A 13694-nucleotide genomic window follows, 5' to 3' on the forward strand; every position below is an offset into this window, starting at 1 on the left:
GTATTAAATCACTTTTACTTTGATTTGAAATTACGCAGGCATGCGTCCTCACCCCGATGCTTGCCAGGTCAAGGAAAAAAGGGGACTCGGCGTGAAGCAGACACAGCCCCATCAGGCGCCGCTGCCCATAGGCACATGCATCGTGCCCGCCCCCTCCAGCGACTGGAACTGGGTCAAGGCCACGCGCGTGGCGCGCAACATCAAGCCCTCCCTGTCGATCGGCACCAGCGCCCCTTGCTCAAAGTAAGCAGCCAGGGTGCGCAACTTGAGCAAAAAGCTGCGCCCATCCTGCGTAGCCAGCACCTGCAAATGGTGCTGGCCACTGTGCCAAACGTATTGCACGCGCAGGCTTTGCGCCAGCTCGCCCGCGCCCAGTCGCAAATCAAACCATTCGCCCACCGTGCGCGTCTTGGCCCATTCGATGACTTCCTCGCTCACGGGCGTGCTGCTATCGCGCTCCTGCAACACCGTCAGCCCGGGGATTTGCATGCCCAGCATCAGCTCGATGGTGTCGTTGCTCAAGGGGATGTCTTCCACCCCTTCGCTGCTGATGAAGTTCTCCAGATTCTCCAAACGGGCCGAGACCTGCTTGAGCCGCTCCATCGGGATACCGGCTTGGTCCTTGGCCAAAAAGGCTTCGTGCAGCCAGCTTTCGGCCTGACCGATCAGGGCATCCTGCGCCATGTCCACCACGCCAATCAGGCGCAAGCCTTCCCGCAGGCGACGCAGCAGCCCAGGCATGGCCTGCACCGCGCGCCTGCGCTCGCGCACATGGGTTTTCGCTGTTGTGGCCCACACCAGCAGAGCCGCCGTTTGCTTGAGGCGCAAGGTCTGTGGCCCTTTGGCGCTGGTGCGCACGGCCGAAACGGCCAGCACCTCCGCCCAGTTGCGGAACAAAAATGCGCGCACTTCTTCGCGGATATCCAAGTCTTGCAGCAGCTTGCGCAGCTCAATGGTGAATTTGACCAGCAGGGTTTCTTTTTCCTCCACCTGCTGGGCCAGCGAAACCACCTTGCCTGCCGTGTGGTCTTGCGCCAGGTGTTTTTGCAAAAAGGCTTCGAATTCACTGAGCGCCAACTCGAAGACCTTGATGCCCGTGTCCGGGTACTGCTCAATCATTTGCACGATACGGCGCAGCTCCACCTCCAGGGCGCTGCCGTTGAATTCGGCTCCGTCAAAACCCATGGCGGCACTGCCCATGCGGTCGATCAAAGCGCGGGCCGGATGCTCGGCGTTGGTGAAAAAGGTGGGGTCAGCCAAGGCGATACGCAGCACCGGCACTTGCAGGCGGGCAAACAGCACTCGCACCAGCGCGGGCACGCGCTCCTCCGAAATCACGCTTTGGAACATCAAGGCCACCATTTCGATGATGGCTTTTTCATTGGCCTGGCTGGCGTCCTCTTTAATGGCTTGCGACTGCTCTCGCACCACATCCGCCACTTGCTGGCCCACGTGCGGCGATTGCGCAAAGGCCGTTTGGGCGGCCACTTCCTCCAGGCGCGCGCCACCCTTGGCCTGCTGCGCTTGCATCGCGCGCTCCAGCACGGTATCCACAGCTTTGGCCTGATCGGCTACCGCATCGCCAACGCCCAGCACATACGCCAAGCGGGCGCGCATGTCGTGCCACAGGGCATTGACTTGTTGCAGCACCGGGCGGCCGAACTTGGCGTCCGGCGCTTTCAGCTCACCAGCCATGGCCACGGGCATGGGCATGTGCGCGCCTGGCACCAACAATTGCGGCGCCAAAAAACCCGGTGGTGGCGCAGCAGCAGCGGCCATCTCCGGCGGCGGCACCATGCCAGACAGCACCGCCAACCCCGAGGACGGCACGGCCAAACCGGACGGCACGCCCATGGCCACCAGCGGCACGCCGCCAGGCATCGGCACGGCCATACCATGCGCCGCCCCATCAGGGGGATAGGGGTAAGGGCGTGGCGAACGCCCGGCAGGCTCGGCTGCGGCTGCGGCGGCGCTGGATTGCTGCAAAGGCTCAATGCCATGTTTGGCCAAAAAGGCGTTGCTCTCCTGATAGGCCTTGAGCAGCAGCGTGCCCCATTCCTTGGCGATGCCTGCCATGACCCAGCCAAAGGCTTTTTTCGATAGCGCGGCTTTTTGCCACGCGGTCACCAGGTTTTCCGACACCATCGTGGGCCGAATGGGGTCGCGCAGATCCAGCCGGTGATCGGGCTCCAGACGCAGCAGCCGCTTGCGCAGCTCGGTAAAGCCGGGGTCAACCTTCTCCGCGACCTGCATGCTGACCCGCGCAGAGGTAATCAAGCCTTCGATAGCGTCGTCACTGATGAGTTGAAGCTCATCAATGCTGGCGTCTTCAACCGAGCGCAGCTTGCTGGTGGCGATGGGGTCTACAAACGCCTCACGCCAGATCGCCAACAGGGTTTGCGCCCATGTACGGCGGTGCAAAGCGTACTCCTGCTGCCATTGCGGCACAGGCAGCTCGCGCGTCTCAAGGCTGTTGTCCCCGAGCGCACTCTGGAAATACTTCACCACGAGCCGATCCAACTCGGGGATGCTGGTGCACAGGCTTTGCAGAAAGTGCTGCCTGGCCATGCGAGCGAGCGATTCGTTTTGATAGGGGTTGGAGCTTTCCATATCGTCGAGCCATGCGCTATCCGGGGGGCGGTGCGGGGTTCAGTCCTAAAAGGCTCTAATGGCTTTGCATACAGGAAGCGCTGCCCAAGGCGCGACGCTTCCACGTAAAAACCATTACACCACCGCTCCAGCGTTGGGGTCGTTGGGATCGATTTCCGTCTTTTGCGGCTTGACCAAGTCCTCGCGCTTGACACCCATCCACAACACCAGGCCCGAGCCAACGAAAATGGACGAATACACGCCAAAGACGATGCCAATGGTCAGCGCCAGCGCGAAATAATGCAAGCTCGGGCCGCCAAAAAACAGCATGCACAACACCATCGCCTCCGTAGAAGCGTGGGTGATGACGGTACGGCTCATGGTGCTGGTGATGGCGTGATCGAGCACTTGCGCCGTCGTCATCTTGCGCTGCTTGCGAAACATCTCACGCACACGGTCGAAAATCACCACCACTTCGTTGACCGAATAGCCAAACACGGCCAGCACGCCGGCTAGCACGGCCAGCGAAAACTCCCATTGGAAGAAGGAGAAAAAGCCCAGGATGATGACCACGTCGTGCAGGTTGGCCACGATGGCGGCCACGCCAAACTTCCATTCAAAGCGCAAAGCCAGGTAAATGGTGATACCCAGGGCCACGAACCCCAGCGCCAGCAAGCCCTGCTCGGTCAGCTCATCGCCCACTTGCGGGCCGACGAATTCCGTACGCAGCAGTTGCGCCTCGGGCGCGCTTTTTTGCAGCTCAGCCAGCACTTGTGTGCTTTGCTGATCCGAGGTCAGCCCCTCTTGCACCGGCAGGCGGATCAACACATCACGCGAGGTGCCAATGTTTTGCACTTGCACTTCGCGGTAGCCCATGGCGCTGATGCTCTCGCGCACTTGCTCCAGGTTGGGGGCCTGCGGGTATTGCACCTGCATCACCGTGCCGCCGGTGAATTCGACCGACAGGTTCAAGCCCTTGGTGGCCAGGAAAAACACCGACAACACAAACAGGATGATGGACACGATGTTGAACACCAACACGTGCCGCATAAAGGGGATGTCTTTTTTGATTCTGAAAAATTCCATGATGACTTCCCTCCTTCAAGCCTGGCCGTTGGGGCCGGCATCTGCCGCACCCAGTTGCGCTTTGGTCGAGCCTTCAGGCCGCCACACCTGACCGATGGAGATGGATTTGAGGCGGTTGCGTCGGCCATACCACAGGTTGACCAGGCCGCGCGAGAAGAACACCGCCGAGAACATGCTGGTGAGCACGCCAATGCAATGCACCACCGCAAAGCCGCGCACGGGGCCGTGGCCAAAGGCCAGCAGCGCAAAGCCGGCAATCAAGGTGGTGATGTTGGAGTCCAGAATCGTGGCCCAGGCGCGCTCATAGCCCGCATAAATGGCCGCTTGCGGCGTTGCGCCAGCGCGCAGCTCTTCGCGGATCCGCTCGTTAATCAGCACGTTGGAGTCGATCGCCACCCCCATCGCCAGCGCCATGGCGGCAATGCCCGGCAGCGTCAGCGTGGCTTGCAGCATGGACAGCACCGCCAGCAGCAGCAGCACATTGACCATCAGCGCAATGGATGAGAACACGCCGAATACGGCGTAGTACACGCACATGAAGACGACGATGAGCAGCATGCCCCAAACCACGCTGTTCTGGCCGCGCTCGATGTTTTCCTGCCCCAGGCTGGGGCCGATGGTGTATTCCTCGATGATTTCCATCGGCGCGGCCAGCGCGCCCGAGCGCAGCAGCACCGCCGTTTCCGTCGCCTCGCGCGTGGTCATAGAGCCGGAAATCTGCACCCGACCGCCGCCAATCTCCTCATTGATGTTAGGCGCCGTCACCACCGTGCCCTGGCCGCGCTCGAACAAGATGATGGCCATGCGCTTGTTCACGTTGGCGCGCGTGACGTCGCGGAAGATGCGCGCCCCCGGCGCGTCGAACTCCAGATGCACCACGGGCATATTGCCGCGCTGCTGGTCAAAGCCGGGCTGGGCGTCGATCAGGTTTTCACCCGTCAGCTCCACGTGGCGCTTGACCACCACGCGGCGGCCTTCGGCATCTTCAAACACTTCCGAGCCAAACGGCACCGGCCCGGCATTGCGCTCGGCCAGTCGCCCTTCGGTGGACTCATCCACTAGGCGGATTTGCAGCGTGGCGGTGCGGCCAATCATGCGCTTGGCCTGCGCCACATCCTGCACACCAGGCAACTGCACCACGATGCGGTTGGCGCCCGATTGCTGAATCACCGGCTCGGCCACGCCCAGCTCGTTGATGCGGTTGTGCAAGGTGCCAATGTTTTGTTTCAGCGCCTGCTCCTGCACGCGCTTGACGGCCTCGGGCGTAAAGGTCAGACGCAAACGCTGATCCGTGCTGGCGGCGGGATCGACCGCCATGTCGGGATAGCTGGCGGCCACCACGTCGCCGATGCGCTGGGCATCTTCGGGCGTGCGCAAGGTGATTTCGATGGCCTGACCATCGCGGCGCATGCCGCCGTGGCGAATGTCTTTTTCGCGCAAGCTGGTGCGCAAGCCGCTGAGGATGGCCTCGCTGCGCTGCACCATCGCGCCCTCCATATCCACTTGCAAAGTGAAGTGCACGCCACCGCGCAAGTCCAGCCCCAAATACATGGGCTTGGCATGGATCGCCTGGAGCCAGGCGGGCGTGCGCGAGAGCAAATTCAGCGCCACCGAATAGGCCGGGTGGTTTTCATCGGGCACCAGGGCCGCGGCAATGGCATCGCGGGCAGGGGCCTGATCGTCCTGGGTTTGCACGCGCACGCGCAAGGAGCCTGCGTCGCGCTCAATGCTCTTGGGCTCGATTTTCTGTGCCTGCAAAATGTTGCGCACCCGCGCCTCCAGCGCCTCATCCACCGGCGCATCGGCGCGCAGCGAAGCCACCTGAACGGCGTAATCCTCGCCAAAAACGTTGGGCAGCGTATAGAGCAGGCCCACCACCACCGCAATCACCATGATTGCGTATTTCCATATTGGGTAACGGTTCATGTTCGCTTCAGTCGTGAATGTCCATCCTGCACGCCCGATCCATGCGAACACGCTGGCGATGGAAAAACGCCCTGAAGCCGCAGCGGCAGGGCGTTGGAGTTTTCAAAGGGCCTGCCCTCGCAATGGACACCGAAGCCGGTGCGCGCCAAAGCCAGACGGAGCTGGCCGGGCATTGCGGGACAGGCGCCCAAAGGCATGGCGCCCCGTTCAAGCGCCCTTGTGATCCAGCGTGCCCTTGGGCAGCACTTGCCCGACGGCGCTGCGTTGCAGTTGGATTTCGATGCCGGGCGCCACTTCCAGGTGAATCCATTGGTCGCTCAGCTTGGTCACGCGCCCGACCATGCCGCCCGCAGTGGTGACTTCATCGCCCTTGGCCAGCGCGTCGATCATGGCGCGGTGCTCTTTCTGGCGCTTCATTTGGGGGCGGATCATGATGAAGTACATCACCACGAACATCAAAATCAGCAGCGGCAGGCTGGAAAACACCGAGGCGGGCTGAGCGGCCGCAGCCGTCTGGGCAAAAGCAGTCGAAATCATTGGAACAAGTTCTCCACAAAAAACGCCTGCCAGCGCCGGGGCGCCACTGGCAGCAAACGCGCATTGTATGCGCAGGGGTTTCTGGCAAGCCTTGCCGATATGGCCCTGGCTGCGCGGAAATCAATGGCGCCCGGGTAAAACCGCCACCTCTGTCCGCCAGCCGCCTTGCTGTGCCGCTTGGCGGGCAAGCCCGTTGCCCCGGCCTGCGATTCAACGCCCGCGCCATGCTCCTTGCCGCATGAACAGAAGCTTTAATACACATCAAAAGGAAAACAAAATGCCAATTTTCGGCAACATGATATTGATATCCAATTTCTCATGATGTGTAAATAGCAAGCCGCCACAGGTAAGTACTACGGTGCTACGGTGGGCCAGTTCTCGCCGGTGTCAAAGACCAGGGTTTTCTCCGGCCAGCGCAGGGCGGCGAGGTGGAAGCGGCTTTGGCACGGGTCGTGCTGCCCTTGCAGGCGTTCGCTCCAGCGTGCGCCGGCGGAGAAGTCCACGCAAAAGACGTTGCCGCGCTTGCCGTGCCAGGCGTTGCCGGGGATGCCTGCGAACAGCGCGCTTTCGGCATGCGCGCCGGGGCCGGGGGCGTCAAAGAGCCGCCAGTAGTGGCCGATGACCACGGGCGTGGCCTCGTCGTAATCGTTCCACCAGGGTTGGCGGTCGGTGAAGCGCCATTTGCCGCCTGCGTAAAAGGGCTGGGCGGCGGCGGCTTCAACGCCGGTGGTGAGGATTTTGAGGGGGTTGTGGGTTTGCTTGAGCAGCTCGCGCTCGCCGTGCGCGCGCAGCAGCGGCGGTTGGTGCTGGCCATCTTCCAGGTCATGCGGCCAGGCGGCGCGCTCTTGCTGGATGCGGCGTTGCAGCGAGCCGCTGCGCGCCTGTTCGGCCGCTTGTTCTTCGAAGCAGTCGTACTGGCGGCGCGCCGTGCCCAAGGCAAAGCCGCGCGCGGCGGCGATGGGCGCGGCCTGCCAGGCGGCGTGCACCACGCGCAGGTCTTCGCGCTCCAGCGCCACGGGCAGGCGGTTGCACAGCGCGGCGTGGCGCTCGCGCTGGGCGGGCGAGGCGATGACGAAGGGGGCGTATTTGGCGCGGTCGCGCTCGGTGCGCGCGTCGAAGTACCAGCCTGCGCCGTCCTTGGCGTCTTCGCGGATGAGGTTGACTTCGTGGTTGCCCAGCACGGCGGCGCAGCGCCCGGCCTCATAAACCTCGCCAAACCAGTCGAGCACGGCCGGAGTGTTGGGGCCACGGTCGCACAAGTCGCCCACGAAAACGAGGGTGCGGCCCGCCGGGTGGCGACCCTGGCGGTCGTAGCCCAGGTGCGCGAGCAGGGCTTGCAGCGCGTCCCATTCGCCGTGCACGTCGCCAACGATGTCCAGCGGGCCACCTGGCAGGAGGCCCACCAGGCTGGGCGTTGGCGCGGCGGGGGTGGCTGGGGTGTCGGAAGATTTGGGGGCTTGGGCCATCAGGCGTGCTCCTCGACCAGGGCCTGGCCGCGCAGGGTGTAGGTCATGGCTTCGGTGATGCGCACGTCCAGCATTTGGCCGATGAGCGCGGCGCTGTCCACGCCCTGCGGGGCGGGGAAGTTGACGACGCGATTGCATTCGGTGCGGCCCATCAGCTCGCTGGCGTCGCGCTTGGAGCGCCCTTCGATGAGTAGGCGCTGCACGCTGCCCACGCGCTCTTGGCTGATGCGCTGGATGTTGGCGTTGATGGCCGCCTGCACGGTTTGCAGGCGCTGGAGCTTGATTTCGTGCGGCGTGTCGTCGTGCAGATTGGCCGCAGGCGTGCCCGGGCGCGGGCTGTAGATGAAGGAGAAGCTGTTGTCAAAGCCGATGTCGTCGATGAGTTTCATCAGCTTGGCAAAGTCTTGCTCGGTCTCGCCGGGAAAGCCGACGATGAAGTCGCTGCTCATGGCCAGATCGGGGCGGATGGCGCGCAGCTTGCGCACGGTGCTTTTGTATTCCATGGCGGTGTAGCCGCGCTTCATGGCCATGAGGATGCGGTCCGAGCCGTGCTGCACGGGCAGGTGCAGGTGATCGACCAGCTTGTCGATTTTTTCGTAGGCGGCGATCAGCCGGGGCGTGAATTCGTTGGGGTGGCTGGTGGTGTAGCGGATGCGCTCGATGCCGGGGATTTCGGCCACGTATTCCAGCAGCAGGGCGAAGTCGGCGATCTCGCCGCTCTCGCCCATGGGGCCGCGGTAGGCGTTGACGTTCTGGCCCAGCAGGTTGATTTCTTTCACGCCCTGGCTGGCCAGATCGGCCACTTCGATCAGCACGTCCTCGAACGGGCGGCTGACTTCCTCGCCGCGCGTGTAGGGCACGACGCAGTAGCTGCAATATTTGCTGCACCCTTCCATGATGGAGACAAAGGCCGTGGCGCCTTCCACGCGCGCGGGCGGCAGGTGGTCGAACTTCTCGATTTCGGGGAAGGAAATATCCACCTGCGGGCGGGCCTGCACCTCGCGCTCGGCCAGCAGTTGCGGCAGGCGGTGCAGGGTTTGCGGGCCGAACACCACGTCCACATAGGGCGCGCGGCGGATGATTTCCTCGCCCTCCTGGCTGGCCACACAGCCGCCCACGCCGATTTTGGCGCCGGGCTTTTTCAGCAGACGCGCGCGGCCCAGGTCGCTAAAGACTTTCTCCTGCGCCTTCTCGCGCACCGAGCAGGTGTTGAACAGGATCAGATCGGCGTCTTCCATCCGATCGGTTTTTTCGTAGCCCTGGGCTTCGTGCATGACGTCGGCCATCTTGTCCGAGTCGTACTCGTTCATCTGGCAGCCAAAGGTTTTGATGAAGATTTTCTTTTTCATGGGGAAGCAGAGAAATGGCCTGCGCCACGGCAAACCCGTCTGGCCGCATGCAGCGGGCAGACGGGGCGAGGCGAAAACAAGGGGGTGGAGATGCGAAACCGGCGCGCCGGTTCAGGGCCAAGGGCCAGGGGCCGAGCGAAGCTGGCCGCTGGAGCAGCGCGCGGCCAGCGTCAGTGGCCGGAATAAGGGGCAATGCCCTGGATGCCGGTTTGACCGTGGATGCCGCCGTAGCCGGTGATGCCGCGCGCAGCCGGAGCGCCGCCACGCGGGCCATCTTTGGTCACGCCCACGCCCAGGGGCGCGACCTGCACTTCATGCGGATCTTGCTTGGCCGGGGGCAACAGGCCCAGCAGGCGGCGCGGGGGGATTTCCTCCTCACGCAGCAGCCAGGCCTTGTGCAGCATGCCCGTGCTGGGCTCAATCATGTAGCGCACCAGCAGCGAGCGGCCGGTGTGCACGGTGTAGGGCACCAGATGATTGCTTTGATCGATCAGGCGCATGCCCGGCGCGATGGCAATCGGGTCGCCGTTGAGGCGGGCAGCGTGCGGCCCATCGATGCGCAACAGGCCATACAGCGCCGTGGGCGGGAATTCGCGCGCCGTCACGACCTGGTAGGGCACAACCGCCTGCGCCTGAGCGGCAGGGGCGGTCAATGCACCCAGTGCGAGGGCCACTGCACACAGCCGGACGGCTGCAACACAGCGATGGGAGAAAGGGTGGGCGGAGGGCCAGCGGGTCATGGTGTATATCCAGAGGCTGAAAAGAGGCCGCCGATTGTAGTGGCCGCCTTTTTCCGAGCGTTTTGGCCTGTTTTGGCCTGTTTCGGCGGCGCAACAATCCAAAAAATTACCAATCAAAGGAAATAAACTCACCTTGTTTCGGCAATATAGTAATCAAATCATTTTTACTTTGATTGGATAATTCACCAAACTCACACCACCGCCTGCGCGCGCAGCGCGGCGATGGCCTCGGCATCCAGCCCCAGCTCTTGCAGCACCTCGTCCGTATGCTGCCCCAGCGTGGGCGGGGCCAGACGGTTTTGCACCGGCGTGGCCGAGAGTTTGATGGGGCAGGCCACTTGCGGCACCTGGCCGGTTTGCGGGTGGGACAAATCAAAACGCATGCCGCGCGCCTGCACCTGCGCATCGGCAAACACTCCCGAAAGCGTGTTGATGGGGCCGCAGGGCACGGCCTTGGCCTCCAGCGCGGCAATCCACTGGGCGGTGCTGCGCTGGCGGGTAAGGGCTTGCAGCAAGGGGATGAGCGCGTCGCGGTGCTGCACGCGCTGGGCGTTGGTGGCAAAGCGCGCATCGGCGGCCAACTCGGGCGCACCCGCTTCGGCGCAAAAGCGCTGGAACTGGCCGTCGTTGCCGATGGCCAAAATCATGTGGCCGTCGGCGGTGGGGAAGTCCTGGTAGGGCACGATGCTGGGGTGGGCATTGCCCAGGCGGGCCGGGTCCTGGCCGGTGGCCAGGTGGCCCAGGGCCTGGTTGGCCAGGCAGGCAACCTGCACGTCCAGCAGCGCCATGTCGATGTGCTGGCCTTGGCCGCTTTGCTCGCGCCAGGCCAGCGCGGCCAGGATGGCGTTGCTGGCGTACAGGCCGGTGAGGATGTCGGTCAACGCCACGCCCACCTTCATCGGCCCGCCGCCAGGCTCGCCATCGGGGCGGCCGGTCACGCTCATCAAGCCGCCCAGGCCCTGGATGAGAAAGTCGTAGCCCGCGCGCGGCGCGTAAGGCCCGGTTTGCCCAAAGCCGGTGATGGAGCAGTAAATCAGCCGCGGGTTGAGCGCGGCCAGGCTGTCGTAATCCAGCCCGTACTTTTTCAGCCCGCCGACCTTGTAGTTCTCCAGCACCACGTCGGCGCTGGCGGCCATTTGGCGCACCAGCGCCTGGCCCTGGGGCTGGGTGATGTCGATGGTGATGGAGCGTTTGTTGCGGTTGGCGCAGAGGAAGTAGGACGCCACCTCGCTGGGCTGCCCGTCGGCCCCCTTGACCCACGGCGGCCCCCAGCGGCGCGTGTCGTCGCCTTCGCCGGGGCGCTCGACCTTGACGACATCGGCCCCCAAATCGGCCAGCAATTGGCTGGCCCACGGCCCGGCCAGGATGCGGGAGAGATCGAGTACGCGGATGTGCGAGAGAGCGCCTGCCATGGCTATGCCTTCCAAAAAACAATTTTCCAAATCAAAAAACCCTATTCAAAAATTTTTTGAATAGGGTTGTGCCTAAACAGGTTGATTGCATTTTCTTTGACATGAAAATTCAATCAAGGCCAACCCCAAGGCTTACACCTCGGGGCTGGCCTTGCGGCACGCGTGCTCAATTGGCAAACGCCGCAATGCCGGTGATGGCGCGGCCCAGAATCAGGGCGTGGATGTCGTGCGTGCCTTCGTAGGTGTTCACCACTTCCAGATTCACCAAATGGCGCGCCACGCCGAACTCGTCGCTGATGCCGTTGCCGCCGAGCATGTCGCGCGCCATGCGGGCGATCTCCAGCGCCTTGCCGCAGGAGTTGCGCTTGATGATGGAGGTGATTTCCACCGGCGCCTGGCCCGCATCTTTCAGGCGCCCCACTTGCAGGCAGCCTTGCAGGCCCAGGGAGATTTCCGTCAGCGCATCGGCCAGCTTTTTCTGGATCAACTGGTTGGCCGCCAGCGGACGGCCGAACTGCTGGCGGTCCAGCGTGTACTGGCGCGCCGTGCGCAGGCAATCCTCGGCCGCGCCCAGCGCGCCCCAGGCGATGCCGTAGCGCGCCGAGTTCAGGCAGGTGAACGGGCCTTTGAGGCCACGCACCTCGGGGAAGGCGTTTTCCTCGGGCACAAACACCTCGTCCATCACGATCTCGCCGGTGATGGAGGCGCGCAGCCCCACTTTGCCGTGGATGGCCGGCGCCGACAGGCCCTTCCAACCCTTTTCCAGCACAAAGCCGCGAATCTGGCCTTGCTCATCCTTGGCCCAGACCACAAACACATCGGCAATCGGGCTGTTGGTGATCCACATCTTGCTGCCCGTGAGCACATAGCCGCCCTCGACCGCGCGGGCGCGCGTGGCCATGCTGCCGGGGTCGGAGCCGTGGTTGGGCTCGGTCAGGCCGAAGCAGCCAATCCACTCGCCCGTGGCCAGCTTGGGCAGGTATTTCTGCTTGGTGGCTTCGCTGCCGAATTCGTTGATGGGCACCATCACCAGTGAGGACTGCACGCTCATCATCGAGCGGTAGCCCGAATCCACGCGCTCAACCTCGCGTGCAATCAGGCCATAGCACACGTAATTCAGCCCCGCGCCGCCGTACTGCTCGGGGATGGTCGCGCCCAGCAAGCCCAGCTCGCCCATCTCGCGGAAGATGGCCACATCGGTTTGCTCATTGCGAAACGCCATTTGCACGCGCGGCGCCAAGCGCTCCTGGCAATAGGCGCGCGCGGCATCGCGCACCTGGCGCTCGTCCTCGCTCAGTTGCGCATCGAGCAGCAGCGGGTCTTCCCAATTGAAAGCGGCTTTGGCGGACATGGGGGCATCTCCTTTGGTATCTGTCAAAAGTGAAAAAAGCGCATTCTAAAAACCCAAAATACGCCCATCAAACGCTTTTATCGCATGCATTTGTGCGAAAAATGCACACCGAAAACCACCAGCGCCCCCCAGCCATGCGCCGCAAAATCCCCAGCACCAACGCCCTGATGGCCTTTGAGGCCGCCGCCCGCCATGAAAGCTACACCCGCGCCGCCGAAGAACTGGCGCTCACCCAAAGCGCCATCTGCCGCCAAATCGGCAGCCTGGAGAGCACCTTGGGCACCGCCCTGTTCCGCCGCACGCGCCGCGGCGTGCAACTGACCGAAGCCGGGCAAAGCTACTACCGCCACATCACCCCGCTGCTGGACGCGCTGGCCCAAAGCACCCTCAACCTGATGGCGCAAAAAGGCGCGGGCGCGGCGCTGGAGCTGGCCGTGGTGCCCACCTTCGCCACGCGCTGGCTGCTGCCGCGCCTGGGGCAATTCCAGCGCCTGCACCCCGAAATCCAGGTGCACATGCACGTGCAAACGCGCCCTTTTTTATTCGAGCAAGGAGACGTGCACAGCCCGCTGGACGCCGCCATCTACTGCGGCAACGCGGGCTGGCCCGGCACCGTGGCGCACTTTCTCATGCACGAATACCCCGTGCCCGTATGCAGCCCCAAGCTGGTGGCGGGCCTGAGCGCGGCGGGCGAAGGCCACGGCGCCAGCAAAAGCGAGGGCGAAGGCGGCGACGAAATCGGGGGCGCCACCCTGCCGCCGCACGCCATCACCACCCTGCCGCTGCTACAGCAATCGACCCGCCCCTACGCCTGGCGGCAATGGTTTGAAGCCCAGGGCCTGCGCGCCGAGGGCGATATGGCCGGCACGCGGCTGGAGCTGTTTTCCATGCTGGCGCAGGCGGCCAGCCAAGGCATGGGCGTGGCGCTGATTCCGCCCTTTCTCATCCAGCAGGAATTGGCCGCAGGCGCGCTGATCGTGCTCAACCCGCGCCCGCTGTGCAGCGAACGCGCCTACTGGCTCATCGTGCCCGAGCGCAAAGCCGCCCACCCCGCCCTCACCGCCCTGAGCCAATGGCTGCAAGCCCAGGCCCGCGCCGACGCGGCTTGAAAACACCCTTATTTATAAATCAAAGGAAACAAAATCACCTTGTTTTGGCAATTTTTCATACAATTCATTTTCCATTGATTTGTAATGAACAAATCTGGCGTCCGGCACGTAGTGTCGCCCTCGCAGTAG

General features: G+C 63.5%; 10 protein-coding genes. 1 reads left to right on the forward strand and 9 read right to left on the reverse strand.

Annotation, left to right across the window (positions count from 1 at the left end; genetic code table 11):
* Positions 1-111 precede the first annotated feature (111 nt).
* From EBQ26_RS05520 to EBQ26_RS05560, 9 genes are all read right to left on the reverse strand, one after another.
* The gene (locus tag EBQ26_RS05520) at positions 112-2610 is read right to left on the reverse strand and encodes a DUF1631 family protein (protein WP_122238008.1); all 2499 of its coding nucleotides are present in this window, start codon (positions 2608-2610) and stop codon (positions 112-114) included.
* A 114-nt stretch (positions 2611-2724) separates the two neighbouring features.
* Positions 2725-3675 (reverse strand): protein translocase subunit SecF, encoded by a 951-nt coding sequence (gene secF, locus EBQ26_RS05525; RefSeq protein ID WP_122238009.1) that lies wholly within the window; start codon positions 3673-3675, stop codon positions 2725-2727.
* Between the two features lie 15 nt (positions 3676-3690).
* The gene (secD, locus tag EBQ26_RS05530) at positions 3691-5601 is read right to left on the reverse strand and encodes a protein translocase subunit SecD (protein ID WP_122238010.1); all 1911 of its coding nucleotides are present in this window, start codon (positions 5599-5601) and stop codon (positions 3691-3693) included.
* A 207-nt stretch (positions 5602-5808) separates the two neighbouring features.
* A complete protein-coding gene (gene yajC / locus EBQ26_RS05535; protein ID WP_122238011.1) occupies positions 5809-6138 on the reverse strand; it encodes a preprotein translocase subunit YajC in 330 nt (109 codons plus the stop codon).
* Positions 6139-6491: 353 nt separating this feature from the next.
* The gene (locus EBQ26_RS05540) at positions 6492-7604 is read right to left on the reverse strand and encodes a metallophosphoesterase (protein ID WP_122238012.1); all 1113 of its coding nucleotides are present in this window, start codon (positions 7602-7604) and stop codon (positions 6492-6494) included.
* Positions 7604-8953, reverse strand: coding sequence for a tRNA (N6-isopentenyl adenosine(37)-C2)-methylthiotransferase MiaB (gene miaB / locus EBQ26_RS05545; protein ID WP_095552298.1), 1350 nt, complete (start codon positions 8951-8953; stop codon positions 7604-7606). Before miaB ends, EBQ26_RS05540 begins: the two co-directional genes overlap by 1 nt.
* A gap of 170 nt (positions 8954-9123) precedes the next feature.
* Positions 9124-9693, reverse strand: a complete 570-nt coding sequence (locus tag EBQ26_RS05550) for a hypothetical protein (RefSeq protein ID WP_147474004.1) — start codon at positions 9691-9693, stop codon at positions 9124-9126.
* Between the two features lie 191 nt (positions 9694-9884).
* Complete coding sequence (locus tag EBQ26_RS05555; protein ID WP_122238055.1) at positions 9885-11105, reverse strand: CaiB/BaiF CoA transferase family protein; 1221 nt, start codon at positions 11103-11105, stop codon at positions 9885-9887.
* Between the two features lie 166 nt (positions 11106-11271).
* The gene (locus EBQ26_RS05560) at positions 11272-12456 is read right to left on the reverse strand and encodes an acyl-CoA dehydrogenase (protein WP_122238014.1); all 1185 of its coding nucleotides are present in this window, start codon (positions 12454-12456) and stop codon (positions 11272-11274) included.
* A 134-nt stretch (positions 12457-12590) separates the two neighbouring features.
* Here EBQ26_RS05560 and EBQ26_RS05565 point away from each other — a divergent pair, with 134 nt between their 5' ends.
* On the forward strand, positions 12591-13565 hold the full coding sequence (locus EBQ26_RS05565) for a LysR substrate-binding domain-containing protein (protein ID WP_122238056.1): 975 nt from the start codon (positions 12591-12593) through the stop codon (positions 13563-13565).
* Positions 13566-13694: the final 129 nt, after the last annotated feature.

Source organism: Allofranklinella schreckenbergeri, assembly GCF_003703475.1.
In the GTDB taxonomy this organism is placed as follows: domain Bacteria; phylum Pseudomonadota; class Gammaproteobacteria; order Burkholderiales; family Burkholderiaceae_C; genus Lampropedia; species Lampropedia schreckenbergeri.